The sequence below is a fragment of the Burkholderia sp. THE68 genome, assembly GCF_009938265.1.
Taxonomy (GTDB): Bacteria; Pseudomonadota; Gammaproteobacteria; order Burkholderiales; family Burkholderiaceae; genus Caballeronia.
On record NZ_AP022316.1, the window covers coordinates 253,617 to 279,004 of the forward strand.

Sequence of the window (25,388 nt, forward strand, 5' to 3'; positions counted from 1 at the left end):
GGAGGGGACGAGAGCGCGGGCCATGTACGCCCGCGCTCCTTTAAACAGGGAGCAACACTTGACACACTGGATTCGCTTTCGCAATGGCGCCGGCAGCATCGGCTTCGGCACGCTCGATCAACACTCGGGCCGCGTCGTGCAGCACGACGGCGCGATGTTCGACAACCCGCGTCCGACCGACATCTCCTACGCCGCCGACGATCTCACCTTGCTCGCGCCGTGCCAGCCGAGCAAGGTCATCGCGCTATGGAACAACTACTACGCGCTGTCGCAGAAGCTCGACAAGGCGCCGCCGCAGCATCCGCTTTTCCTGATCAAGCCGCCGATGTCGGTGATCGGCCCGCACGAGTCGATCCGCCGGCCGAAGAGCTATCAAGGCAAGATCGCGTATGAGGGCGAGTTGGGCATCGTGATCGGCAAGACGGTGAGCGGGGCGTCGGTGGAAGAGGCCGAAGCGGCGATCTTCGGCTATACCTGCGTGAACGACGTCACCGCGATCGAACTGCTGCAGGAAGATCCCAACTTCGCGCAATGGTGCCGCTCGAAGGGCTTCGATACCTTCACCTGCCTCGGGCCTTCCATCGCGACCGCGTTCGACTGGCGCACATCGAACGTCGTGACGACGCTCGAAGGCGTCGAGCGTCAGAACTATCCACTCGACGACATGATCTTCTCGCCCGCCGAACAGGTGAGCATGCTGTCACAGGACATGACGCTCGTGCCCGGCGACGTGATCGCGTGCGGCACCTCGATCGGCGTCGGCTCGATCAAGGACGGCGCGCGCGTGGATGTGTCGATCGCGGGCATCGGCACGCTGTCGAACGTCCTGGCCGCCTGAAGGAGCGACACATGTCCGATGCTCTGGCCGGCGCGCTCTGCGTGCTCGCGGCGCTGTCGGCGGGCGCTTCGATGCGCGCGGACGCGGCGCGTTCGCGCGGGTTGTGGGCCGCCGGCGCGGTGCTTATCGTGGCGTGCGGCGCGGGCGGCGCGTCGGGTGCGATGGCTTTGTCGCTTGCAGTCGTCGCGGGATGCGTCGGCTTTCGCTTCGGCCGGGGCGCGGCGAACACGTCGACGCAGGCGCTGTTCGCAACGATCGCGTTCGCCGCGTGGGTGTTGCCGAGCGCGAATAGCGCGTACGCGGTGCTCGCGGGCGGCGCCGTTGGCGCGCTGGTCCATCTCGCTGGTGCGTGGGCGCGTCGTCGCGAAAGCGTCAACCTTCAGCCACTGCATCTCGTGTGCGCCGGCGCGTGCGCGGCGCTCGCCTATGTGCTCGGCGCGCAGTCGGGGGCGCTGTCCGTGGTGTCGGTCATCGCGATGGTCGCGCTCATCGGCGCGCACTTGTCGCTCGCAATGAGCGGCCGCGCCGGCGTGCCCGTCGCGAGTCTGCTGAGCGGCCTGGCGTCATGCGGCCTCGCGGCCACGGCGGCGTTCAATTGCACGCATGGGGCGCTTGCGGTGGCGGCCGTCGCGCTCGCCATCGGCTGCGCGCGGACCGCGGCTGTTTTGGGCGTCGCGCGCGAGACGCCATGAAAACGACAAGGCCGGCGCGGTTTCCCGGGCCGGCCTTGCGTCGATTCGTCATACGTGCGGCGAGCCGCGCATCGACCTCAACGATCGCGATTCCACAACGCGCCGAGCACGAACCCGACCGCCGCCGCGATCAGCACGCCCTGAATAGGCTGGCTCGCGACCGCCAGGCGCACGTTGTCGACAGTCTGCCCGTAGCTCTGCTGAAAGGTGCCATACGCCTGCCGTACCTTGCCTTCGGCTTGCGTGGCTTCATCGCCCGTCAGTGCGCCGACCGCATCCTGCACCTTGCCGACGACCTTTTGCGCCGCGCCTTCCACTTGATCCTGCACCATGGTGCCTCCCTTTCGGTTGAGCGGTTTCTCGTAAGTCCGGTTTCGCCGGAACGCACCAGTACAGCACGTCGCGTGCCCAGCGCGTGCTACGCCGGTCCGATCAGGCCTTTGACCGTCTCGATCAGATCGTCGATCGACAGCGGCTTGCGGCGAAACTGCGCGTGCGGATGCTCGAGCGCGGGTGCATTGGCGGCAGCGCTCATGAGGATCACGGGCACGTTCGCGAGCCCATCGCTGGCGGCCAGATTGCGGATCAGCTCGACGCCGTCCATGTGCGGCATCATCCAGTCGGTGATGACGAGCGCGGGCGGGTTCGCGCGCACGAAGTCGAGCGCGCTGCGTCCGTTGGACGCGGTCGAAACCTCGTAGCCCTCCATTTCGAGCACGAGCCGCCAGGTGGTCAGAATGTCGAATTCATCGTCGACGACGAGGATTTTTTTCATGCGCGCGCGCCGGGATCCGACACAGAGAGCGCGGGCGCCGGCGACGGGTGTCCGGACAACAATCCCGTCGGGCCGATGAAACCTTCACTGAGATGCAGGCCGCGCGAATCGATCGTGAGGCGGCGGATGGCCGAATCGTGCGGACCTTCGCGCTGCTTGACCACCGACACCATGCGATACAGCGCGGAGTTCGCCTCCACATAGCGCATCAGCACGATGTTCTCCGTCATCGCGGACGCGCGCAGCGTCGCGGGCAACGTCGAATCGCCGCAGAGCGGCAGTTCCTCGGTCAGGAGCGTGGTCACGCCCGCGTCGCGCAGCCGGTGCGTGAGCGCGTTGAGAAAGAGCCCGACGCGCTCGGTGCGGTTCGCGGACTGAAGCAGTCCGTCGATGCCGTCGACCACGAGCCGCGACGCCTGCGCACTTTTGACCGCGTTCACCAGTTCGACGGCGAGTTCGTCGATCGCCAGTTCGACGGCCGGATGCCAGTGGATCGTGAGCCTTCCGTCCTGCACGGCCGGCGTGAGATCGATGCCGACCGACTGCGCCTTCGCGAGCAGCCGCTCGGGCGATTCATAGAGGCCGAAATAGACGCAGCGCTCGCCGCGATCCGCGCCCGCCTGCAGAAACTTGAGCGACAGCAGCGTTTTGCCGATCCCCGATGGCCCGACGAGCGTGGTCGTCGAGCCGCGCACGACACCGCCGCCGAGCATCTGGTCGAAATCGGGGAACGCGAAGGCGAGCTTGCTCTTGAAATCGGGCGGCGGGCTCTGATCGTTGGCAGGCGATGCCTCGATGCGCGGAAACGTCACGAGGCCGGCTTCCGTGATCTTGAAGAAGTGCTTGCCGAGCAGATGATCGCGGGCGCGCAGCTTGTGGACTTCGATCTCGCGGGCGCGCCGCATGCCCGTGTTGTAGCGGTTCAGTTCGATGAGCCCGTCGACGAGCGTGTGTTCCGGATGCGGTTCGTTGCCGGACAGCGGCGCGAGGATCAGCGTCGTGCAGCGCGCCGCGCTCACGAAGGCCGAAAGCTCGTGGATGAACTGCGAGAGTTCGAGTTCCGTCGAGCTGAATTCGCGCGCGCTGCGAAAGCCGTCGATGACCATGAAGCGCGGCCGGCTCGACTTGATGGTCGACGCGATCAGCGCAAGAAAGCCGGACAAGCCGTCGCGCATCAATTCGTGATAGCCGGAGACGAAGAGCATCCGGTCGGAAATGGCATCGGCGTTGTAGAACGAAAGTCCTCGCAGATGGGAAAGCAGCTTGGTGTGCGATTCGGCGATCAGCGTGATGTACAGCACCATGTCGCCCTGCGCCACGCGGTGAAAGCCGATCTGCGACGAGAGAATCGTCTTGCCCGCGCCCGCCATCCCTTCGATCAGATACAGGCCGCCTTCGACCAGGCCGCCGCCCAGAATCTCGTCCAGGCCCGTGACGCCGGTCGTGACGTTGCCGTCGTTGGCCGCGGGCTGCCTGGGTTGACCGGTCGAGTGGTTATCGTCTTGATTCATGGCATTTTCGTTTTTACTTGTGCGTTCGGGCATTTTTGCGAACGCGCATTATGGCTGACTCTTGGCAAGCTGTGGCGGCCCGCCGTGCCAGTCGGCTCCGCCGCAGAGCCTTCGCGCGCGTCCTTGCATGAGAATGGCGACCCTCGTCGCACGTTAGCGAACGTATGGTCGACGCATTTTTCACGCCCGGTCGTCGTGCCGAATGAGAGTGGCTGCTCGCAAACAGGAAATCTTTGAGAACACTCTCATGGGCAAGCGGCGCGAGTGCTGTTGAAATAACGATTCATGCTGTACACGGATGCCGTGTGTTCTTCCGGCCGTTCCATCCCGGCGCTCGCGCGCCCTCTTTGCCTTCTCCTAGTCATGCAACGTTCGCACTCGATGCCGGGCGCTCTCGCGCTCGCCGCCAGCTTTTACGTCTTTTTTGCCACGGCTGCCGCGCCGGTTCATGCGCTCGAGCGTTTGCCCGACGCGCGCATTCTGTCGGCCGCTCCATTCGAATTCCGCGCCGACCGCGACATTTTCTCGCGCATGCCCGCCGAGCACGGCGACTCGCGCATCCTCAAGCCGATCGACCCGATGCGCAGCGCGAGTGAATTGCCGTTGCAAGACCGTTCGAAGCGCAAGCCCATGATTTGAATCCACGCGCTTTATTGCGCGTGAATAAGCGGTTTCGATCATCTGAAACCGGCGACTTTATAGCGCCATAATCTTTTCCGAGCGACGTGCTGCGCCGTCACGGAAGAATCGTAATGAAGCGTCTGGGCAATTGCGGAAATCGTGCTGATTGCAGCGAACGCACTCGCTCCGTTCATACGGGCCTGCGCCACGGGCGTGGATTCGTCGCCGAGTATGCCGGACACGGCAGCCGCGAAGAATAGCGATGTCGCGGAATTCGAAACGCTGGTTGCCGCGGGGGAAATCACCGAATTGCGCACGACGTCCAATGGCAGTTACGGTGCGAGTCTTTCGTAGGACACCGAGCATATGACTTATTACGTCGCGCGGTTTCAGCAACGCAATATTCGGCGCGTATTCAACACACGTAATGACGTACGCGCTGAAGCGGCCTATGCCGATTTCGCAAAGAAGTCGATGACCCTCGCCGATGCGGAAATTAGTCGCATCAAGCTGGAAGCGGAAAGGCATATGCCGACAGGCAAATTGCCGGTCAACAGGAACGCGCCAACCGGCTGCAAGCGGACCTTGAGATTGCTCGCGCGCAGCAAAGCCAGGTGACGACCTATCAACTGGAGCAGCAGAACACGATTCGCGAATTGCGCACGGAACAGGCCGCAGCACAGGTACGACTTCGCGCGTTGCAAATCCGCGTGCAGGCGCTGCAAAAACAGTCTGACGGCGATCTCCCCGCGCCGAAGAAATAGGGCGGACAAATACGCCGGGAGAACGCGTCACCACGGGACCGGCTTTCAATATCAGTAAGGTTCAAACGTCGGATGCGCGTTGAACGCGAGGCCTGTCAGAAGAGCGCGAGCTGCTCGCGCCCCGGTCCGCCTTCCAGCGTGAGCAAATGGCGCTTGCGCTCGACGCCGCCCGCGTAACCGGTCAGTTCTCCATCGACGCCGATCACGCGATGACACGGCACGATGATCGCGACGGGATTGCGCCCGTTCGCGCCGCCGACCGCACGCGACGCGCCCGCGGGCAAACCCAGCCGACGCGCGAGATCGCCGTAGGTCCATGCGTCGCCGAAAGGGATCCGCCGCAGCGCATCCCAGACCTGGCGCTGAAACGTCGTGCCGCCGAGCTGCAGCGCGATCGAAAATTCCTGGCGCGCGCCGGCGAAGTATTCGCCGATCTGCTCTTGCGCCTGCGCGATCACACGCGCGCGGGGCGACGTGTCGGACAGCATCGGTTCCGGCAGGCCGACAGGAAAATGCTTCTGTCCGACGAAGAAGAGCCCCGTCAGACAGTCATTCTCGGCGCGATACAGAATGTGTCCGAGCGGACTCGGTCCCACATGGCATTCGATCACTTCGCTTCTCCGCGCGGCTCTGTTACGACCGCCGCTTCAGATGAACGGGTTGTCGGCGGTGCCGGACGGTGCGTTCGGTTCATCGGGCAGCTTCGCGGGCAGTGACGCATCGCTCTGCAGGGCTTCGACGATCGCGCCAAGCGCCTTGTGCAGCGCAAGCGCGTTCGCGAGCCCGGCCTTGTCGCGGGCAATCGTCAGATCGCCGCTGATCGTCAGACGCTTCACGCCGTTTTCGATGCTGATCGCGTCGCCCGCGATATTCAGCACATCAGTATCGTTCGCAAATGGCTTAAACACCTCGTAATCCTCCAGGTCGCTTGTCCTTCAGTCCGTCCGGGATGCCGGGAAACGCGAGACCGCTCATCGTTTCCAGCTCGCGCACGGTTTTCATCGTGTACGTGTTCGTCGGGGTGTTTTCGACCACCACCGCGAACGCGATATCACGCTGCGGCAAATAGACTACCTTGTACAACTGCGTCGGCACGAATACGCGCGATTCGCCAATTGTCTGCAACTGCCGCCCGGAGAAGAGTGGCCCGGTGACGACATACGCTTCGCCCGACTCTTCCGTCAGCCGGCGCACGGACTGTTCGATACGCGACCAGATGCGCCGATTGTTCGACGGATCCTGCGGCACGATGTTCGCGAGCGAGAACGATTCGGCCATGCCTTTCTTGCTCGCACGATCGCCAGCGGGGCTCATGTGGCCGCGGTCATAGCCGCTCTTCTTGTAATCGGAAAGCTGCGCGCTCTCGCCGGGCGGCAGACGTTTCTCGACGAAGAAGCGATTCGTGCGCGTGTTGTCCTTCGCGTCCTCGACGCTGCGCGCCGTCAGATGTTCCGCCGACCAGAGCGGCCCTTTGGTGAGCCCGGAGTGAAGCAGCGCGAAATCGCTGTAGCAGACTTCCTGCGTCGCCGCGCGCATCTTCGAATTGACGACGACGGGCGCGCGGCCGTTCGGGCTGAACTGCGGACAGTCGCTCGCGGACGCGCTGATGCACACGAAACCGAGGAGCGCGGCGGCGAAAGCCTTGATGCGAAATGACATGCTGTGGAAAGTCCTCGAGACGATCGGGGCGCAAAGTATAAGCGCTGAGGGCGGCGCGCGGGGCGGGCGCGCGGACACGCGTGAATTTCAGGCGCGCTAGAATGCGTCGGCCGACGTCATCTCGAAATATCACATGAACTCAGTGCGCAGCAAGCCGTCCGTCGTTCGATCCCTTGTGTTGTCGTTCGCGATGTTTTTCGCCTGTCACGCGCATGCCGAGGATGCCCCGCAACTGGCCAGCGACGGCCCCGCCTATGGTCCCGAATTGCAGGGGTTCGAGTATCCGTATCCGGTCGCGCGCTTCGCGCTCACGTCGCAGCGTCAGGTGGTGCGAATGGCTTATATGGATGTGCATCCGCCGCATCCGAACGGGCGCACCGCGGTGCTGATGCACGGCAAGAACTTCTGTTCGGCGACCTGGAAGCAGACCATCGAGACATTGACCGATGCGGGCTACCGCGTGATCGCGCCGGATCAGATCGGCTTTTGCATGTCGACCAAGCCCGCGCGCTATCAGTACAGTTTCCAGCAGCTCGCGCGCAACACGCATGCATTGCTCGCCGCGCTCGGCGTATCGCGCGCGACGCTCATCGCGCATTCGACGGGCGGCATGCTCGCCGTGCGCTATGCGCTGATGTACCCGCGCGAGACGGAGCAACTCGTGCTCGTCAATCCGATCGGTCTGGAGGACTGGAAGGCGAAGGGCGTGCCGTCGATATCGATCGACGACTGGTACGCACGCGAACTCAAAACGAGCGCCGACGGCATTCGCCGCTATGAAACGAATACGTATTACGCGGGCCAGTGGCGCGCGGACTACGAACCGTGGGTGCAGATGCTCGCGGGCATGTATCGCGGGCCGGGCAAGGACATCGTCGCGTGGAACTCGGCGCTGCTGTACGACATGATTTATACGCAGCCGGTCGTCTACGAGTTCGATCAACTGAAGACGCCGACGCTGCTGCTCATCGGCGACAAGGACAACACCGCGATCGGCAAGGACTTCGCGCCGCCAGAGATTCGTCCGATGCTCGGGCGCTATCCCGATCTCGCGAGACTCGCTAAGGAGCGTATCGAAGGCGCGAAGCTCGTCGAGTTTCCGGAACTCGGGCACGCGCCGCAGATGCAGGACCCGGCGGCATTTCACAAAGCGCTGCTCGATGGCCTCGCCGCCCTGAAACCGAACGCGCAGTGAATCAGCGCGCGTCGGACGCGCACGCCGCGCGTTCGATCGCCGGCACCTGCACCGCCAGCGTGATGCCGCGAGCGATCATGAAAAGGGTCAACGCTAGCCACAAGCCGTGATTGCCGAGCGATCCCGCAAGCGCCCATGCGGCAAGCAGGAACACCGCCAGCGAGACGGCCATCGCTTTCATCAGTTCGTGCGTGCGCGTCGCGCCGATGAACACGCCATCGAGCAAAAAGCCCGCGACGGACGCCAGCGGCAGAATCGCGGCCCACGGCAGATAGCGCGCCGCGGTCGCGTGCACGACGGGCTGATCCGTCAGCCCGCCGATGATCCATTCGCCGCCGATCCAGTAGACGATCGAAAAGCCGGCCGCGCCGATCGCCGACCAGAGCATCGTGATCTTCACGGCCTGACGGAATGCGTGACGGTCGCGCGCGCCGGCCGCCGCGCCCACGAGCGCCTCGGCGGCGTGCGCGAAGCCGTCGAGCCCGAACGCCATGAAGGTCTGAAAGTTCAGCAGCACGGCGTTCGCGGCGAGCACCGCATCGCCCTCGCGCGCGCCGAGATGCGCGAACCAGCCATACGAGCCGAGCAGACAGATCGTGCGGATGAAGATGTCGCGGTTGATCGCGACGAGCCGCCTGAGCGCGCGCGCATCGAGCAGCGAACGCGGCGCGAGCGGCCCGAGTCCGCGCGGTCGCTGATGCCACAGGATCGCGAGGCCGAGCACGAAGCCGCAGAAGTCCGCGAACGCGGTCGCCGCGCCAATCCCGGCGATACCCCAGCCGAAGCGATACACAAAAAGCAGCACCGCGACAATGTTCACCAGATTGATGACGATCTGCGTGACGAGCGCGAGCCGCACGCGCTGGCAGCCGAGCAAAAACCCAAGCACGACGTAATTGCCGAGCGCGAACGGGGCAGCCCAGATACGCGCATGACAGTACGCGCTCGCGGTGTCCTGCACGGCGGCGCTGCCGCCCAGCGCGAGCAGCGCATAGCGGATGATCGGCACTTGCAGCGCCAGCACGGCCGCGCCGATCGCGAGCGCGAGCAGCAACGCGCGCAGCAGGCTCGCGCGCAAGGCTTCGTCGTCATGCGCGCCGAACGCCTGCGCGACGAGGCCCGTCGTGCCCATGCGCAGGAAGCCGAAGCCCCAGAACACGAAGCTGAACACCAGTCCGCCGAGCGCGACGCCGCCGAGATACTGCGGTCCGTCGAGATGCCCGGCGACGGCCGTGTCGACGGCGCCGAGAATCGGCTGCGTGAGGTTCGCGAGGACAATCGGAAAGGCGAGGGTCAGCACGCGCTTGTGCCAGTGCACGGGCAGCACGGTGGCGTCGTTTTGTGGGGGCGTCGGCAAAGTGTTCGGGCTGATGGTTCGTGACAAGGGCGTCATTGTCCACGCAACTTCAGGCGAACGTCGATAATGCGCTTCATGAAAACATTCGCGCTCTACGTCGTCACGGCTGTCGCCGAGATCGCCGGCTGTTATTTTCCCTATCGATGGCTCAGGGAGGGCGGCTCGCCGTGGCTCGTCGTGCCGGGCGCGCTGTCGCTCGCGCTGTTCGCGTGGCTGCTGACGCTGCACGATACGGCAGCGGGGCGTATCTATGCGGCGTATGGCGGCGTGTATATCGGCGTGGCGATCGCGTGGCTATGGGCCGTCGACCGCATCAGGCCGACGGCGTGGGATCTCGCGGGCGCGGCGATCTCGCTCATCGGCATGAGCGTGATCGCGTTTCAGCCGCGCGTGTGAGACCTGTCAGGCTTCCAGCGCCAGCAACGCGAAGGTCGCGAGCCAGTGCTCGCCCATGTAATCGCCCGCGACATGCGCGATGCCCGACGCCAGATGTTCGTGCGCGGCGGCTTCGAGCACGGCGATGCGCGCATCGCCCGCCGGCAGCGCCCGCGCGATCGAGCGCTGGCACCACGCGCGGCTCAGGTTCAGGCCGTCGAGGTGCGCGAGCTTGCCGTCGCTGCGGTCAGTGACGGTGGCGGGCGTGAAGAGCGTCGCCGGCTCGCGCGCGGCGATGCGCGGCAGAAACCGGTCGAACCAGCCGACGAAGCGCTCGCCCGGCAGCACATGGCGCATCAGCACGGCTTCCATCAGCGATGGCGACAGGAACTCGTCGCCCGCGGGCTCCCACGCCTGGCAGCCTTCGTCCTTCTCGAACCAGCGCAACGCGGTGTCGCTCAGCAGGCGCTCGAACGCCGCATTCCGCACGACGCGCGCGTAGCCGGTCGTCAGCGTCAGCGCGAACGCCATGTTGAAGTGCGTGCCGACCCTCAGCGGATAGGTCGATTTCGGCAGGAATTCCTCGAAGCGCGCGACGAACGCGTCGGCGAGCGGCTGGAGCGTGCGGGCCCAGCGCGCGCCGTCGTCGGATTGCATCGAGTGCAACTGACCCGCGAGCGCGAGCAGCCATGCCCAGCCGTACGGGCGTTCGAAGCCGCGCGCGGCGGGGCGCTGCAGGTAGGCGACTTCGGCCGCGACGCTGGCACCGGTGAAATGCGCGTCGATCACGGCGCGAATGCGCGGCGCTTCCGGCAAATCGGGAAAGCGGTCGACGAGCCGCGCGATGAGCCAGTAACCGTGCACGCACGAATGCCAGTCGAAGCTGCCGTAGAAGATCGGATGCAGCGCGCGCGGGCTTTGGACATCGGCCTCGCCCGACATGACGTGATCGAGCTTGTTCGGATATTCGCGCGTCAGGTGGCCAAGCGCGACTTGCGCGAACTTCGACGCTAGCCCGGCGTCGAGCGTGATCGATTGTTGCGGATTCATGCAGTCCTCGTCGATACGAATCGTGATCCCGAGACTTTATCGATAAATAGTCGTCAAAATCTTTATTAAGGGTAATTACTTACGCAGTGCGGACGGACTCATCGACGGAGCGCGTCCACAACCCGCCGCGAGCACGGCGAACGCTTTTGCGACAAGCCTGAGCGCGCGTCCGTGCGTATCGGCGCAGGCGGCGCGGGTGCGCGCCAAGGTGCTTTTCACGAGTACAGCAGTGCGTCTTTCGCGCGCCACGATCGCGCGCTTTCGCTCAAACCCTCGTATAAACTTGCGCCCGAACGCCGCCAAGAGCGCCCGAGCCGGGGTCACGAGCCCCGGCACATGCCATCCAGCCAGTGACCAAGAGCTCAGAAACAAAATGACCGACATTCCCGCTTATACCCCCGAGGACACCCGGCGCCGCGTTTTCGCGATCGTCGGCGCCTCGTCGGGCAATCTCGTCGAGTGGTTCGATTTCTATATCTACTCGTTCCTCGCACTGTATTTCTCGGCGGCGTTCTTCCCGGGCGGCGACCCGACGGTTCAGTTGCTGAACACCGCCGGCGTGTTCGCGGCGGGCTTCCTGATGCGCCCGATCGGCGGCTGGCTGTTCGGCCGCATCGCCGACAAGCACGGCCGCCGCAACGCGATGATGATCTCCGTGCTGATGATGTGCGGCGGCTCGCTCGTCATCACCTTCCTGCCGACCTACGCGACGATCGGCGCGTGGGCGCCGTTCCTGCTGCTGATCGCGCGCCTGTTCCAGGGCTTGTCGGTGGGCGGGGAGTACGGCACCAGCGCCACCTACATGAGTGAAGTGGCGCTGCGCGGCCGGCGCGGCTTTTTCGCGTCGTTCCAGTACGTGACGCTGATCGGCGGCCAGCTCGCCGCGCTGCTCGTGCTCGTGGTCCTGCAACTGTTCCTGTCGACGGAAGAGCTGAAGGCGTGGGGCTGGCGCATTCCGTTTTTCATCGGCGCGTGCGCGGCGCTGGTTTCGCTGTATCTGCGACGCTCGCTCGAGGAAACGTCGACCGCCGCAACGCGCGATCGCAAGGAAGCGGGCACGCTCGCCGGCCTGATGCAGCACAAGGGCGCGTTCATGACCGTCGTGGGCTTCACGGCGGGCGGCTCGCTGATTTTCTACACCTTCACGACCTACATGCAGAAGTATCTGGTCAACACGGCGGGCATGCACGCGAAGACCGCCAGCAACGTGATGACCGCCGCGCTGTTCGTCTACATGCTGCTGCAGCCGCTGTTCGGCGCGCTGTCGGACCGCATCGGCCGCCGTGCCTCGATGCTGTGGTTCGGCGCGCTCGCCACCATCTGCACGGTGCCGCTGCTGCACGCGCTCTCCAGCGTGACGAGCCCGGTCATGGCGTTCGTGCTGGTGGTGATCGCGCTCGCGATCGTGAGCTTCTATACGTCGATCAGCGGTCTCATCAAGGCGGAAATGTTTCCGCCGGAAGTTCGCGCGCTGGGCGTCGGCCTGTCGTATGCGGTCGCCAACGCGGTATTCGGCGGCTCGGCGGAATTCGTCGCGCTGAAGCTGAAGTCGCTCGGCAGCGAGTCGACGTTTTTCTGGTACGTGACGGCGATGTGCGCGATCTCGCTCATCGTTTCATGGCGGATGCTCGATCCCAGCAAGGAAGGGTATCTGCGCAACGAGCCGTAACCCGGCTGGCCGCGCGCGCAACGTGCTGACGCAAGCGTTCTGTCGCGCGCGCGCCATCGGCGCACACGCTGTTGTCCGCCAGGCTTGCCGACGACGTTAGTATGGTGTTTTATGCGGTATGTGGACGGCGCACCGGTCGAGGTGCGCAGCGATATTCGGGAACCGGATATGCACGCGCGCGGATCTCGCGCGCGCAACGCCGGCGCGCACCTTCGGGCGCGCCGGTCTGCCTGGAGCCTGTTCATGGAAGATTTCGATGAAACGCTGTTCGTTGTCTGGCGAGCCAACCTGAATGTTCTGGTCGGTTCGCCGGGAGGCGCCGGACGCCTCGCACGCATGATGAATTTCTCGCCGACGTTCATGAAGCTGATCGTCGCGGGCCAACGCGATTTCAATGAGGAGTTCGTGCGCGGCATCGAACTCGTGACCGGACTGCCGCCGCACTGGATGGACGAACGCCGCGCCGCGAGCGAGGTTCCGCGCGACGTACAGCGCGCCATCGACGAAGAAACGCCGATGGCGGTGTTTCGCGGCACGGCGCATCCCGCGCCGAAGCGCTCGGTGCTGCGCGGCCCGGAGCCGCTGTTGTCCCAGACCGAAGCGACGCGCCGCGTCGCCGATCTTGCCCAGCAGCAGGCCGAGGTCAACCGCCGCGATCTGCTCTTTCGCAAGAATCGCGAACTGCTTTCACAGGATTTGCGCCGCCTGGAGCGCCAGCTCGGCCTGCTGCAGGTCGACGCGATGCAGCCGAAGGTCGACGAGCTGATCGCCTCGGATCGCATGAGCGAGGCGGCGAAGGCCGACCTGACCGGGCGTCTCGAACAGATCGACAAGCACGTGAAACTTTTACATCAGCATGTCGAGAAGCTGGTGATGCTGCTGTCGAGCCCGGACGAGCCCGAGGCGGGCGAATAACTACTTCTTCTTGCCGTCCTTCGGGAGATCCGGCTCCGGATGCACCGCGATCGGATCGCTCGCGGGAAAGGTTTCTTCCAGCGCTTCGTCGAGCAAGTCCTCTTCGCTGTCCGGTTTCGGCTGCTCCTGTTTCGAACGTTCATCCCGGCTGGCTTTCGTCATGGCGCGCTCCGTGATGCGAAGTCATGGTCGATTCAATATAGCAGCCTCGATGCGCCCGCGCAGTCAGCCCTCCCGGCGGTAATCCGCGGGGCGCACGCCCGTCCACTTCCGGAACGCGCGCCGGAACGCGCTCGGTTCGGCGAAGCCGAGCGCATCGGCGATCTGCGGGATCGTCTGCTGTGTGTGGGCGAGGCGCGCGATCGCGAGATCGCGTCTGAGCGCGTCCTTGATCGTCTGATAGGTCAGCCCTTCCTGCTTCAGCCGCCGCCTCAGCGTCGCTTCCGCCATGTTCAGCGCCGCCGCGATGCTCTCGGCCTCGGGCCAGTCGGTCGGCGCGGTCTGCCGCAGACGCGTCCGGATACGCGCCGCCAGCGAGTCCGGATTGCGATATTTCACGATGAAATTTGCCGGCGCATCCCGCAGAAAGCGCTTGAGCGTCGCGGGCGTCTGCACGACCGGCAGCGCCGCGCAGTCCGCCGACAAGTCGACGAACGAGCGGGGCGCGTCGAAACGCAGGTCGTCGCAGAACATCAGCCGGTATTCGTCGCGGGCAGCGGGCTCGGCGCAGCGCAGATGCGCGGCGAGCACCGGAATGCGCCGCCCGACCAGCCAGCACAGCAGCCCGTACACGAGGATGAAACCCGTCGCGTAGGCGAACATGGACTTCTCCGCGCCCTTGTCGTCGAGCCAGACGCGCACGCGCTTTTCGTCGATGTCGGGCTCGAAGCTCAGTTCGTCGAGCACGAGCCGCATGAAGCCCGCGATGCGTGCGAGTGCCTGCGCGCCGTCGCGCGAGGACAGCGCCGCGTGGCACAGCAGCACGAAGCTGCCGCGCCGCATCGGGTGGGCGTCCTGGCCAAAGAATTCGTCGTCGAGGGCATCGGCGGTGGCGTTCCACAGCTTGCCGTACTGCACGGGCGACACGCGCGCGCGCGGCGAATCGAGCGTCGCCGGCGCGATGCCCGCCGCGGCCAGCAAGGTCTCGCGCGCGACCCCGCGCGCCTCGGCGCAACGCAACGCCGCTTCGACGAGACTGACGGAAATCGAGTCGCGCTCGATCTTCTTTTTCGGACTTGGGGTTGTCACTAGGTGGCCAAAGCGCTCAGTTAGCGTGATCGTTTTGGGCATAGGCTAACGTCCGGCGATTGCCTAGACTCGTGCTCAGCCGGCCCCTTCGCCCCTCATCGACCGGGCGAGCGGCGGCCAGAAAGTTTACACGATCGATGCCGCGAGGCTCGCCGCCCAGCCCCAATCACCGAAATCGAAACATGATCGACGCATTCCTCACCGAAGAGCAGCGCATGATCCGCGACGCGGCTCGCCAGTTCGCAACCGAAGTGCTCGCGCCGAACGCCGGTCAGTGGGACAAGGATGGCGCGATCCCCGACGCCGTCGTGCGGCAACTGGGCGAACTCGGCCTGCTCGGCATGATCGTGCCGGCCGAACTCGGCGGCACGTTCAGCGACTACACCGCCTACGCGCTCGCGATGGAAGAGATCGCCGCCGGCTGCGCCTCGTGCGCGACGCTGATGAGCGTGCACAACTCCGTCGGCTGCGGTCCGATTCTCGCCTACGGCACGGATGCGCAGAAAGCCGAATGGCTGCCGAAGCTCGCGAGCGGCGAGATCATCGGCGCGTTCTGCCTGACCGAGCCGCAGGCGGGCTCGGAGGCGAACAACCTGCGCGTGCGCGCCGTCGAAAAGAACGGCCAGTGGGTTCTCTCCGGCAGCAAGCAGTTCGTGACGAACGGCAAGCGCGCGGGCGTGGCGATCGTGTTCGCCGTCACCGATCCCGATCTCGGCAAGCGCGGCATTTCGGCCTTCATCGTGCCGACGGATACGCCCGGCTTCAATGTCGGCGCGCCGGAGCACAAGCTCGGCATCCGCGCCTCCGATACCTGCCCGATCACCTTCGACGAGTGCGCGATTCCCGCCGCGAATCTGCTCGGCAAGCGCGGCGAGGGTCTGAAGATCGCGTTGTCGAATCTGGAAGGCGGGCGCATCGGCATCGCAGCGCAGGCGCTCGGCATCGCGCGCGCGGCCTTCGATGCGGCACGCGCGTATGCGAAAGAGCGCGTGCAGTTCGGCAAGCCGATCCACGAGCATCAGTCGGTCGCGAACATGCTCGCCGACATGCAGACGCAGATCAATGCCGCGCGTCTGCTGATTCATCACGCGGCGCGCATGCGTACGGAAGGCATCGCGTGTTTGTCGGAGGCGTCGCAGGCGAAGCTGTATGCGTCGGAGATGGCCGAGCGCGTCTGTTCCGATGCGATCCAGATTCACGGCGGCTACGGTTACTTGCAGGATTATCCGGTGGAGCGTCACTATCGCGATGCGCGCATCACGCAGATCTATGAAGGCACGAGCGAAGTGCAGCGCATGGTGATCGCACGCAACGTTTGACAGCGCTAAAAGAATACACGGAGACGCAATGAACGACGCCAGCAGCTTCATCGAAGCGCGAGACTTTCTGTTTGCGCATCGCACGGATTACGACACCGCGTATCGCGAGTTCAAGTGGCCGTCGCTCGACCGCTTCAACTGGGCGCTCGATTATTTCGATCCGATGGCGCGCGGCAACGATGCGCCCGCGCTGCATATCGTCAACGAAGGCGGCAGCGAGACGCGCCTGTCGTTCGCGCAGATGAGCGAGCGCTCGGCGCGCGTCGCGAATCATTTGCGCGGTTTGAATGTGAAGCGCGGCGAGCGCATCCTCCTGATGCTGCCGAACCGCGTCGAGCTATGGGAAACGATGCTGGCCGCGATGAAGCTCGGCGCGATCGTCCTGCCCGCGACGACGCAACTCGCGAGCGCCGACCTGCGCGATCGCATCGCGCTTGGCGGTGTGCAGCACGTGATCGTCGATGCGGCGGAGACACGGAAGTTCGATGGCATCGACGTGCCGGGATTGCGCATCGCCGTGGGCGGCGCGCAAGGCGACTGGCTCGCGTATGAAGCCGCCTACGATGCATCGCCCGAGTTCGTTTCGGATGCCGAAACGAATGCGAACGATCCGTATCTGCTCTACTTCACGTCGGGGACGACGTCGAAGCCGAAGCTCGTCGCGCACACGCATCAGAGCTATCCGGTCGGCCATCTGTCGACGATGTACTGGATCGGCCTGCAACCCGGCGACGTGCACTGGAACATCAGCTCGCCCGGCTGGGCGAAACACGCGTGGAGCTGTTTCTTCGCGCCGTGGAACGCGCAGGCATGCGTGTTCATCTACAACTTCAGCCGTTTCGATGCCGCCCGCGCGCTCGATGTGCTCGTGAAGCACGACGTCACGACGCTCTGCGCGCCGCCGACCGTGTGGCGCATGCTCGTGCAGGAGCCGCTCGCATCGTACAAGGTGAAGCTGCGCGAGATCGTCGGCGCGGGCGAGCCGCTCAATCCCGAAGTCGTCGAGCGCGTGCAGGCCGCGTGGGGCGTGCCGATCCGCGATGGCTATGGCCAGACCGAAACCACCGCGCAGATTGCCAACACGCCGGGCCAGCGGCTCGTGCCCGGCTCGATGGGCCGTCCGCTGCCGGGTTATCGCGTGGCGCTGCTCGATCCCGACGGCAATCCGGCGGAGGAGGGCGAGATCGCGCTCGCGCTCGATCCGCCGCCGCTCGGCCTGATGACCGGTTACGCCGACAATCCGAAGGCCACCGAGAACGCGATGCGCGGCGGCTTCTATCGCACGTCGGATGTGGCGGCGCGGGGCGCGGATGGCTATTTCGTCTACGTCGGCCGCGCGGACGACGTGTTCAAGTCGTCGGATTACCGGCTGAGCCCGTTCGAGCTGGAGAGCGTGCTGATCGAGCACGAAGCGATCGCGGAAGCAGCCGTGGTGCCGAGCCCCGATTCGCTGCGTCTTTCGGTGCCGAAGGCGTTCGTCACGCTGCGCCACGGCTATTCGATCGGTCCTGAACTCGCGAAGAGTGTGTTCGCGTTCTCGCGCGAGCGGCTAGCGCCGTACAAGCGCATTCGCCGCCTCGAATTCGCGGAGTTGCCGAAGACGATTTCGGGCAAGATCCGCCGCGTCGATCTGCGCCGACAGGAAATCGCGCGCACGCAGAACGGCGCGCGCGGCGAGTTCGAGTTCTGGGAAGAGGATTTCCCGGAGCTGCGGCAGACCGGCAAGGCCGACTGAACAGGAATCCCCACGATGATCGAAGTCATGCACGACGGTGCGGCCGTCGCGATTCGTCTCGCCCGCACGCCGGCCAATGCGACAGCCGCGCCTGAAGTCGGCGTCGAGATCGTCAACCGGGTGGCGATCGTCACGCTCGACCGTCCGCACGCGTTGAACGCGCTGTCGCACGACATGATCGCGCTCCTCACGGAGATTTTCGCCCGCTGTGCCGGGGACGATTCGATCGTCGCGGTCGTGCTGCGCGGCGCGGGCGACAAGGCGTTTTGCGCGGGCGGCGACGTGCGCAAGCTCTATCACGCCGCGCGCAATGATCCGCATCACGAAACGCCGTGGCTGAAATTCTTCATCGACGAATATCGGCTCGATTACACCGTGCATCGCTTTGCGAAGCCGGTGATCGCGCTGATGGACGGCATCGTGATGGGCGGCGGCATGGGGCTCGCGCAAGGCGCGGCGCTGCGCATCGCGACCGAGCGCACGCGCATGGCGATGCCGGAAACGCGCATCGGGCTGTTGCCCGACGTCGGCGCGACGCACTTCCTGCGCGTGTTGCCGCGCGATCTCGCGCTTTACGTCGGACTGACGGGCGCGCGGCTTTCGGGCGCCGATGCGAAACGCGTCGGGCTCGCGGACGAGTGCGTGCCGTCGACATGGCTGCGCGGCTTCGTCGAGCGTCTCGAAGCGCTGCGCTGGGATGATGCGCAAGACGCAATGACACAACTGAAGCGCGTGTTCGTGCCGGGCGCGAATATCGAACGCCACGCGCCGCTCGACGATATCCGCGCGCAGATCAGGCGTCATTTCTCCGCGTGCGCGACGGGCGGCGCGGAGCGCATCGCGGCCTCGCTCGCGACGGACGATTCGGAGTGGGCGCGCGCGACGCTCGCCACCCTCGCCAGCCACTCGCCGACGATGCTCGAAGTGACCTGTCACGCGTTGCTGCGCGGCCGTCAGATGACGCTGGCGGACTGCTTTCGCATGGAACTGGGCATCGTGTACCGCGCTATCGACGACGGCGATTTCGTCGAAGGCGTGCGCGCGCTCATCATCGACAAGGACGAGCGCCCGCGTTTCGCGCCGTCGACGCTTTCGCAAGTGCGCGCCGAGCGCGTGCAGCACTTTCTCTCGTCGCCGTGGCGCAGGGAAATGCATCCGCTCGCGGAGCTGGGCGCCTGAATCTCCTGACGGAATTCGCAAGCAAATGTTTCTGCGGCGAACCGTCGAAATGGCCGATGGTCGAAAGGGCTCACTGATCATCGGACAATTCAAGAGGAGGAACCCATCATGCCGAACCGCACGTCACGGCGCGCGCTTCTGTCGGCCGGCATCGCATTCGCGCTGATCGCGCCGGCCGCATCGTATGCACAGATCAATCTTCAGCAATTCGGCTTCGGCAGCGGCAAGTCCGACGTGGCGGCTGGCGCAAACGGCGCGGCGCAGCCTTCGGCCATGAATTCGCTCGTGCAGAGCTATCTCGGCGCGAATCAGCAGGTGCTGTCGGGACAATCGAACCTCGCTTCGGCGATGGGCATGTCGGGCGTCGCGAGTCAGGCGCAATCGGCGGCGGGGCTGTTGTCGGGCGCGTCGGGCGGCAGCGGCGTGCCGAGCACGAGCGTGCTGTCGCAACTCGGAGGCACGCAGCAAAGCGTGTCGCAATCGCTGTTGCAGGCATTGTCGAGCGGCTCCGCGACGCCGCCGACTGCCGCGAGCAAGCAGACCTTCAGCGATGGCCTCGCGTCGCTGGGCCAGGGCGTGAAGCAGTACGCCGGCCTGCAATCGAATCTCGGCTCGGTGGCGAATTCGATGAACATGTCCTCGCTCCTGCAGGCCGGCTCGAATCCGGCGACGGCGCAGGCGGCGACTTATATCGCGCAATCGGCGCCGGGACAGTTGCAGTCGCTCGTGCAGACGCTCACGCAAGCGGTGCAGTATGCGAACGCCAACGGCATCTCGGTGCCGTCCATCGCGACATCGGCGTTGAGCGGCGTGAAGTGATGTGACGCGCAAAGAAAAAGCGGCGAGGCTCACATGAGCCTCGCCGCTTTTTTGTAGAAGCGATTCCGTCCGCTATCCGGTCGCATGCCGCATCGCAAGACGCCTGAGCACGGGCAGCGCGTGCGGCCGGCGCTCGGGCGTCAAGGGCGGAAGGTACGAGATATCGGAGACATCCGCCAGTTGCTGCGTGAGCGGGTCCGGATCGAGCACTTCGAGCGCGGGCGGCTCGACCGGCTCGGCATTGACGTGCTCCGGTTCGTCGACGCTGATGCCGAGCGCATGGCGCACATCCACGCCGCGAATGTGCACCGCGTAGCCGGCTTCATGCAGCAGGCGCTCGCGCGACTTCCAGAATTCGACCGCCGAGGGCGTCATGGGATGGTGCGAGACGTATTCGACCACGATCTCATAGCCGCGGACTTTCGGGTAATTCAAGAGCAATTTACCCGAACGGATATAACGGATGTAGCGGTCGATTTTCTTCGTGAGCAAATCCTGATGTTCTCTTTCATCGCGCCAGTCGAGCTCGTCGAAGAGCCCGACATATACGCGCCTGAAGAGAATGTTCACTCCGATGTAATCGATGGCGCCCACGTCGCGCAGAGACATGGTCAATCCCCTACGCCCTCAATCGGGCAAATAACAAAGGATTGCATTGTAACGGATAGCTACCTTCGAATTTCTTTGAAACACCGCATTTACTCGGAGAAAATCTCATTTTCGTAAGAGTCTTAATTCTTGATTTAGGCCTAATCTGATTGTTTCAATCAAATGCGACAAAGCATGAATATATTTATCAGTTAAGTCCGCGGCCGCGATGCATCCGCGAGAGCCTGTGTGGGCGCGGCTTTCGCAGATTCGTCGTTGGTCATCGCTTCGACTTGCGGCAACGGCGGCTGTTCGTTGATCCAGGCATTCAAAATCGTCGACGTCACCGCGAGAATCACGGGGCCGATGAACAATCCGACTATTCCGAACGCGAACATGCCGCCGAGTACGCCGGAAAGAATCAGCAACATCGAGAGATTCACGCCGCGTTTGATGAGAATGGGCCGCAGGAAGTTGTCGAGCATCGCGATCATGATCGACCACACGAGCAGCAGCGACCCGGTGATATGCGCGCCGTGCCAGAACAGCCATGCGACGCCGCCGAGCAGCGGCAGCAGCGGGCCGATCTGCGCGAGGCACAGCATCAGCATGATGGCCGTGATGATGCCCGCCGCCGGCACGCCCGCGAGCGCGAGCCCGATGCCGCCCAAGGCCGACTGCGTCACCGCCGTCACGACGATCCCGAGCGCCACCGCGCGGATTGCGAGGCCGGCGAGCTTGACGGCTTCCGCGCCACGCTGCGCGGCGATGCGCGTCGCGAAGCGCACGACGAAGCGTCCCGCCGCTTCGCCGTTCATGTACAGAATGCCGGAGATGATGATGGTGATGACCATGTGCATCACGAACACGCCTACGACCGCGGCATGCGCGAGCATCCAGCGCGCGGCGATCGTCACGTAAGGTTCGAGCTTGGCGAGCATGCCGCCAGGGCCCGCATCCGAGAGCGTCTGCCATTCCGTCGACATGCGCTGCCCGACGAGCGGGATATCGTGTATCCAGCCCGGCGGCGGCGGCAACGCGTAGCTCGGCAGGCTCTTGACGGCGGCCATGATCTCGCCGCCATGCAGGGCGAGCGTCGAGATCGCCTGATACAGCGGCAGCACGATCACGATCAGCAGCAGGAGCAGCATCACAGTCGTCGCGATCCAGCGGCGGTTGCCGCAGCGGCGCTGCACCGCGCGCATCAGCGGCCAGGTCGCGACGACGATCGTCGTCGCCCAGATGAGGCCCGGCAGGAACGGGCGCAGGATGTAGAGGCTGCCGACCGTGAGCGCGGTCAGGATCGTGATGATCAGCAGGATGCGCGCGATATCCACCGGCTGGCGGGGATTCGGTGTCGGCTGCCCGTTGGATGGGATTGGCATGGTGCGTCCGATGAAAGTGAATATCGATGCGGCGCGAAAGGAAAACGTCAAGACATGGCGCGCAACGGAAGATGAACAAGCGATAAGCGAAAGCCGGCGATACGGCAAGCTGCTACCGGCATGACGGGCGCAATCATAACGGCACTCCAATCCATACTACTAAAAATCGTCGCGTGCCTGCCCCTGACATACCCTTCATCGCAGCCTTTCGATGTTTCTGGAAATGCGTTTTTAAATTGCCTATGCTTTTTTGCGGGCGTAGAAGAGAGCAGGCATGTTCCGCCGCGCACCACGAGGCCGACACAAGAACGATTTGGGAGACTGACATGGCCGGTTTTTCCCGTACTTCGCTTGTCCCGCTCATTGTTGCCATCGGTGCTTTCGGGATCGTGACATCGCCCGGAATCGAAGCCGCCGAAGAAATCCAGAACGCCAATACGACGCAAGCATCGCCGGTCCCGAGTTCACTGCGACCCATCTCGCAGCAGCAACTCGACGGCGCCGCGGGCGACAGCGCGTCATGGCTGCATTCGAACGGATCGTATGCCGAAACGCGCTATGCGCCCGCGACGCAGATCAACACATCGAATGTGGCGAAGCTCAAGCCCGCGTTCATCTTCCAGACGGCGGTGATGGAGTCGATGGAAACCGCGCCGATCGTCTCGAACGGCGTGATGTTTCTCACCACGTCGTACAACCACGTCTATGCGATCGACGCGGTGACGGGCAAGGAGTTCTGGCATTACAAGCACAAGATGGGTCCGGTCACGACCTTCTGCTGCGGCCCGAACAATCGCGGCGTAGCGATCTCGGGCGACCGGCTCTTCATGGGCACGCTCGACGCGAAGCTCGTCGCGCTAGACGCGAAGACCGGCAACGTGCTGTGGTCGACGCAGATTGCCGATCCCGAAGAAGGCTATTCGGAGACGATGGCGCCTGTGGTCGTCGACGACAAGGTGCTGATCGGCACGAACGGCGGCGAGTACGGCATACGCGGCTTCGTGAAGGCGTTCGATGCGAATTCCGGCCAGCTGCTGTGGACCTTCTACACGATCCCCGACACGGGCAGTGAAGGCGTGTGGGCCGAGAACGACGCCGTCGGCCGCAACATGAAACGCGATATCGCCGCCGAAAAGAAGACGCTCGCGGACAAGGGCACGGACTTCAACAAGACGCTCGGCGGCGGCGTGTGGATGGCGCCCGCGGTCGATCGCAAAACGCGCACGGTGTATTTCGTGGTCGGCAATCCGTCGCCGGACCTCTATGGCGCGATTCGTCCCGGCGACAATCTCTATACGGATTCGCTCGTCGCCATCGAGCTCGATACCGGCAAGTACAAGTGGCATTCCCAGTACATCGCGCACGACGTGTGGGATCTCGACGCGGTGAGCCCGCCGGTTCTCATCGACGTGAAGGACAAGAACGGACAGATGATCCCGGGCATCATCCACGGCGGCAAGACCGGTTTCGTCTATGTGCATGACCGGCGTGACGGCAAGATCATCCGCATCTCCGACGCGATGATTCCGCAGGAAGGCGTCTGGACCCTGCCGACAGCGACCGGCGCGCGCATGCTGCCGGGCGCGAACGGCGGCGTCGAATGGTCGCCGATGGCCTTCAGCCCGAAGACGCGCATGGCCTACGCCGCGAACCTGCATCAGCCGATGACGTATCAGGTCGAGGAAGCGGCGTATCCCGGCGGCAAGCTGTGGCTCGGCGGCGCGTTCAAGACGATTCCGTCCGAGCAGCAATGGGGCAGGCTCGTCGCGGTCAACGTCGATACCGGCAAGATCGCGTGGGGCTTCAAGACGGACCAGCCGCTGATCGGCGGCGTGCTCGCCACCGCGGGCGGGCTCGTGTTCAACGGCGAAGGCAACGGGCTGTTCCGCGCCTTCGACGCCGCGACCGGCCGCAAGCTCTGGGAGTTCCAGTGTGGCGCGGGCGTCAATGCGCCGGCGGTGTCGTACATGGTGAACGGCAAGCAGTACATCGCGGTCGCGGCGGGCGGCAATACGCAGCTCGACTTCAAGCGCGGCAACAGCCTGCTCGTGTTCGCGCTGCCCTGATGACGGTGCGCTCGAAACGCCTGCGCGTCTGGCTCGTGTACGTGCTGTGGATCGTCGCGTGCGCGCTGTTGTCGCTGCCGTCCTTCGCGCGCGCCGATTCGCAGGCGGTTGCGGCGAAGGCGGCGATCTGCACGAGTTGCCACGGCCTGGGCGGCAGCTCGACGACGGGCGATTATCCATCGCTTGCGGGACAGACATCGCGCTATCTCTATCTGCAATTGCGCGATTTCAAGGCGGGCCGCCGCAGCGATCCGCGCATGTCGCCGATGGCCGAGAACCTCACGCCCGCCGACATGCACGACCTCGCCGATTACTTCGCCGCGCAGAAGCTCATCGCCACCGACTTCAAGGCCGATCCGGTGAAAGTCGAAGCGGGCAGGAAGAAGTCCGAAGAGATTCTCTGCACGATGTGCCATCTCGGCGGCTTCAAGGGGCAAAACGAAATTCCGCGCGTGGCCGGTCAGCAGTATCCGTACATCGTCAAGCAGTTGCAGGACTTCCGCGACAGGAAGCGCACCAACGACGCGGGCAACATGACGAGCGTGTCGAAGAATCTGACCGACGCGGACATCGAAAATCTCGCGAACTACATCGCGAATCTGCAATGAGCGTCAAACGACTCCGCTGCGTGCTGCTGGCATTGGCGCTTTCGACGACCGCGCACGCGCAGACCGATGCGTACGCCCTCAACGAACGCCTGCTGTCCGCCGTGCGCGAGAGTGATCAGGCGGCCGTCACGCGTCTGCTCGATGACGGCGCGGCGATCGATTCGCGCAACCGCATCGGCGACACGCCGCTCATCAGCGCGTGCAAGAAGGGCTTGGCGCCGATGGCGCGCATGTTGATCGAGCGCGGCGCGAAGGTGAGTCAGGCGGACGTGCAGGGCATCACGCCGCTGATGGCCGCGGCCTTCACCGGCAACGACGAAATCGCCGCGCTGCTGCTCGCGCATCATGCCGATGCCGCCGCGACGGATCGCGTCGGCAAGACCGCAATCGAGTATGCGGCTGGGCGCGGGCATACGGCTGTCGTGCAGCGCCTGCTCGATGCGGGCGTCGATGTGAACGCGGCCTATCGCAATCACCTCACGGTGTTGATGTGGGCGGCGGGCTATGATCAGGAAGAGACCGCGTCGATGCTGCTTGCGCGTGGTGCGCAACGTGATCTGCGCGATGATCGCGGGATGACCGCGAAGGATATCGCGGAGCAGACCGGATCGATGCATGTTGCGGCGTTGTTGGCGAAAGGGTGAGAGTGGGGGAGCTTTGGTTGTTGTCGCCGGATCCCGTTAGCGTGTTGGTTTATTGGCGTTGCCCCTGTGCGGGGCGGCAGTCACTTTCTTTGCTGCTGCAAAGAAAGTAACCAAAGAAAGCAGCTTGAGCCGCCCGCGGTCACACGCAATTTGGGTATTCTTCTCCTCGCCCGTGGCCTCTGTAGCGAGTGCCCTCGTAGGCCTGACCGGGCTTGGACCGCGCACGGTCTGCCACATCGGGCCGCGTGCGTGGCTGGTTCAGCACCAAATGGCTCCAGCCTGCTTCGCGGCCGATGGGTCAATCGGGTCTGCGTGTGCTTCTGCGTTTCCCTTTTTTTCGTCGGTTTCCCTTGCATACCCGACGGCAGCGCGTAGC

Annotated in this window: 26 protein-coding genes and 1 pseudogene; 15 read left to right on the top strand and 12 right to left on the bottom strand. The window is 64.5% G+C overall.

What is annotated here, in order from left to right; all coding sequences use genetic code 11:
* The first annotated feature begins 58 nt into the window (after window positions 1–58).
* Together BTHE68_RS14640 and BTHE68_RS14645 are read left to right on the top strand one after the other, a co-directional pair.
* Complete coding sequence (locus tag BTHE68_RS14640; protein WP_162067072.1) at window positions 59–838, top strand: fumarylacetoacetate hydrolase family protein; 780 nt, start codon at window positions 59–61, stop codon at window positions 836–838.
* Window positions 839–849: 11 nt separating this feature from the next.
* Window positions 850–1,530, top strand: a complete 681-nt coding sequence (locus BTHE68_RS14645; protein ID WP_162067073.1) for a hypothetical protein — start codon at window positions 850–852, stop codon at window positions 1,528–1,530.
* 77 nt (window positions 1,531–1,607) lie between these two features.
* On the opposite strand, the gene BTHE68_RS14650 is transcribed toward BTHE68_RS14645, so the two are convergent.
* The 3 genes from BTHE68_RS14650 to BTHE68_RS14660 all read right to left on the bottom strand — a co-directional run bounded on the left by BTHE68_RS14650 (window position 1,608) and on the right by BTHE68_RS14660 (window position 3,816).
* On the bottom strand, window positions 1,608–1,862 hold the full coding sequence (locus tag BTHE68_RS14650) for a CsbD family protein (RefSeq protein WP_061174628.1): 255 nt from the start codon (window positions 1,860–1,862) through the stop codon (window positions 1,608–1,610).
* 86 nt (window positions 1,863–1,948) lie between these two features.
* Complete coding sequence (locus BTHE68_RS14655) at window positions 1,949–2,305, bottom strand: response regulator (RefSeq protein ID WP_162067074.1); 357 nt, start codon at window positions 2,303–2,305, stop codon at window positions 1,949–1,951.
* Window positions 2,302–3,816, bottom strand: a complete 1,515-nt coding sequence (locus BTHE68_RS14660) for an ATPase domain-containing protein (protein WP_162067075.1) — start codon at window positions 3,814–3,816, stop codon at window positions 2,302–2,304. Before BTHE68_RS14660 ends, BTHE68_RS14655 begins: the two co-directional genes overlap by 4 nt.
* A gap of 363 nt (window positions 3,817–4,179) precedes the next feature.
* Between BTHE68_RS14660 and BTHE68_RS14665 the strand changes: the two genes are divergently transcribed.
* Entirely contained in the window at window positions 4,180–4,455 is a 276-nt protein-coding gene (locus BTHE68_RS14665; RefSeq protein ID WP_162067076.1) for a hypothetical protein, read from the top strand.
* Between the two features lie 213 nt (window positions 4,456–4,668).
* Window positions 4,669–5,201, top strand: a pseudogene (locus tag BTHE68_RS14670) (DUF2968 domain-containing protein).
* Between the two features lie 95 nt (window positions 5,202–5,296).
* On the opposite strand, the gene BTHE68_RS14675 reads toward BTHE68_RS14670, so the two are convergent.
* Genes BTHE68_RS14675 through BTHE68_RS14685 form a run of 3 tightly spaced genes read right to left on the bottom strand, consistent with a single transcriptional unit; the run spans window position 5,297 to window position 6,860 of the window.
* A complete protein-coding gene (locus BTHE68_RS14675; protein WP_162067077.1) occupies window positions 5,297–5,812 on the bottom strand; it encodes a methylated-DNA--[protein]-cysteine S-methyltransferase in 516 nt (171 codons plus the stop codon).
* 36 nt (window positions 5,813–5,848) lie between these two features.
* The gene (locus BTHE68_RS14680; protein WP_162067078.1) at window positions 5,849–6,109 is read right to left on the bottom strand and encodes a hypothetical protein; all 261 of its coding nucleotides are present in this window, start codon (window positions 6,107–6,109) and stop codon (window positions 5,849–5,851) included.
* Window positions 6,102–6,860 carry a DNA/RNA non-specific endonuclease gene (locus BTHE68_RS14685; RefSeq protein WP_162067079.1) on the bottom strand — a complete coding sequence of 253 codons (759 nt, stop codon included), beginning with the start codon at window positions 6,858–6,860 and terminating at the stop codon, window positions 6,102–6,104. The genes BTHE68_RS14680 and BTHE68_RS14685 overlap by 8 nt, the downstream gene beginning before the upstream one ends.
* A 133-nt stretch (window positions 6,861–6,993) precedes the next feature.
* On the opposite strand from BTHE68_RS14685, the gene BTHE68_RS14690 reads away from it, so the two are divergent.
* Window positions 6,994–8,055 (top strand): alpha/beta fold hydrolase, encoded by a 1,062-nt coding sequence (locus tag BTHE68_RS14690; protein WP_162067080.1) that lies wholly within the window; start codon window positions 6,994–6,996, stop codon window positions 8,053–8,055.
* A gap of 1 nt (window position 8,056) precedes the next feature.
* On the opposite strand, the gene BTHE68_RS14695 is transcribed toward BTHE68_RS14690, so the two are convergent.
* Window positions 8,057–9,448: an MATE family efflux transporter gene (locus BTHE68_RS14695; protein ID WP_162067081.1), complete on the bottom strand. Its 1,392-nt coding sequence runs from the start codon at window positions 9,446–9,448 to the stop codon at window positions 8,057–8,059.
* A gap of 39 nt (window positions 9,449–9,487) precedes the next feature.
* On the opposite strand from BTHE68_RS14695, the gene BTHE68_RS14700 reads away from it, so the two are divergent.
* Window positions 9,488–9,808, top strand: coding sequence for a YnfA family protein (locus BTHE68_RS14700; RefSeq protein ID WP_162067082.1), 321 nt, complete (start codon window positions 9,488–9,490; stop codon window positions 9,806–9,808).
* Window positions 9,809–9,814: 6 nt separating this feature from the next.
* Here the strand turns inward: BTHE68_RS14700 and BTHE68_RS14705 are convergent, their stop codons facing one another.
* Entirely contained in the window at window positions 9,815–10,837 is a 1,023-nt protein-coding gene (locus BTHE68_RS14705) for a DUF2891 domain-containing protein (protein ID WP_162067083.1), read from the bottom strand.
* 373 nt (window positions 10,838–11,210) lie between these two features.
* Here BTHE68_RS14705 and BTHE68_RS14710 point away from each other — a divergent pair, with 373 nt between their 5' ends.
* On the top strand, window positions 11,211–12,506 hold the full coding sequence (locus BTHE68_RS14710) for an MFS family transporter (RefSeq protein WP_162067084.1): 1,296 nt from the start codon (window positions 11,211–11,213) through the stop codon (window positions 12,504–12,506).
* Window positions 12,507–12,749: 243 nt separating this feature from the next.
* A complete protein-coding gene (locus tag BTHE68_RS14715) occupies window positions 12,750–13,421 on the top strand; it encodes a hypothetical protein (RefSeq protein ID WP_225936308.1) in 672 nt (223 codons plus the stop codon).
* Here BTHE68_RS14715 and BTHE68_RS36610 read toward each other — a convergent pair whose 3' ends face one another.
* Complete coding sequence (locus tag BTHE68_RS36610) at window positions 13,422–13,583, bottom strand: hypothetical protein (RefSeq protein WP_174258042.1); 162 nt, start codon at window positions 13,581–13,583, stop codon at window positions 13,422–13,424.
* 63 nt (window positions 13,584–13,646) lie between these two features.
* The gene (locus BTHE68_RS14720) at window positions 13,647–14,669 is read right to left on the bottom strand and encodes an AraC family transcriptional regulator (protein ID WP_162067086.1); all 1,023 of its coding nucleotides are present in this window, start codon (window positions 14,667–14,669) and stop codon (window positions 13,647–13,649) included.
* A gap of 185 nt (window positions 14,670–14,854) precedes the next feature.
* Between BTHE68_RS14720 and BTHE68_RS14725 the strand changes: the two genes are divergently transcribed.
* From BTHE68_RS14725 to BTHE68_RS14740, 4 genes are all read left to right on the top strand, one after another.
* Window positions 14,855–15,988, top strand: a complete 1,134-nt coding sequence (locus tag BTHE68_RS14725) for an acyl-CoA dehydrogenase family protein (RefSeq protein WP_162068202.1) — start codon at window positions 14,855–14,857, stop codon at window positions 15,986–15,988.
* A gap of 28 nt (window positions 15,989–16,016) precedes the next feature.
* A complete protein-coding gene (locus BTHE68_RS14730; RefSeq protein WP_162067087.1) occupies window positions 16,017–17,723 on the top strand; it encodes an AMP-binding protein in 1,707 nt (568 codons plus the stop codon).
* Between the two features lie 27 nt (window positions 17,724–17,750).
* Window positions 17,751–18,902 carry an enoyl-CoA hydratase/isomerase family protein gene (locus BTHE68_RS14735; RefSeq protein WP_162068203.1) on the top strand — a complete coding sequence of 384 codons (1,152 nt, stop codon included), beginning with the start codon at window positions 17,751–17,753 and terminating at the stop codon, window positions 18,900–18,902.
* 108 nt (window positions 18,903–19,010) lie between these two features.
* Window positions 19,011–19,721: a hypothetical protein gene (locus BTHE68_RS14740; protein WP_162067088.1), complete on the top strand. Its 711-nt coding sequence runs from the start codon at window positions 19,011–19,013 to the stop codon at window positions 19,719–19,721.
* A 72-nt stretch (window positions 19,722–19,793) separates the two neighbouring features.
* Here BTHE68_RS14740 and BTHE68_RS14745 read toward each other — a convergent pair whose 3' ends face one another.
* The gene (locus tag BTHE68_RS14745; protein WP_162067089.1) at window positions 19,794–20,330 is read right to left on the bottom strand and encodes a DUF6572 domain-containing protein; all 537 of its coding nucleotides are present in this window, start codon (window positions 20,328–20,330) and stop codon (window positions 19,794–19,796) included.
* Between the two features lie 191 nt (window positions 20,331–20,521).
* Entirely contained in the window at window positions 20,522–21,694 is a 1,173-nt protein-coding gene (gene ydiK / locus BTHE68_RS14750) for an AI-2E family transporter YdiK (RefSeq protein WP_162067090.1), read from the bottom strand.
* 326 nt (window positions 21,695–22,020) lie between these two features.
* On the opposite strand from ydiK, the gene BTHE68_RS14755 reads away from it, so the two are divergent.
* From BTHE68_RS14755 to BTHE68_RS14765, 3 genes are read left to right on the top strand one after another with little or no spacing between them, the layout of a single operon-like run.
* The gene (locus BTHE68_RS14755) at window positions 22,021–23,760 is read left to right on the top strand and encodes a pyrroloquinoline quinone-dependent dehydrogenase (protein ID WP_162067091.1); all 1,740 of its coding nucleotides are present in this window, start codon (window positions 22,021–22,023) and stop codon (window positions 23,758–23,760) included.
* Window positions 23,760–24,368, top strand: a complete 609-nt coding sequence (locus tag BTHE68_RS14760; RefSeq protein WP_502710589.1) for a c-type cytochrome — start codon at window positions 23,760–23,762, stop codon at window positions 24,366–24,368. The genes BTHE68_RS14755 and BTHE68_RS14760 overlap by 1 nt, the downstream gene beginning before the upstream one ends.
* A complete protein-coding gene (locus tag BTHE68_RS14765; protein ID WP_162067092.1) occupies window positions 24,365–25,012 on the top strand; it encodes an ankyrin repeat domain-containing protein in 648 nt (215 codons plus the stop codon). Before BTHE68_RS14760 ends, BTHE68_RS14765 begins: the two co-directional genes overlap by 4 nt.
* Window positions 25,013–25,388: the final 376 nt, after the last annotated feature.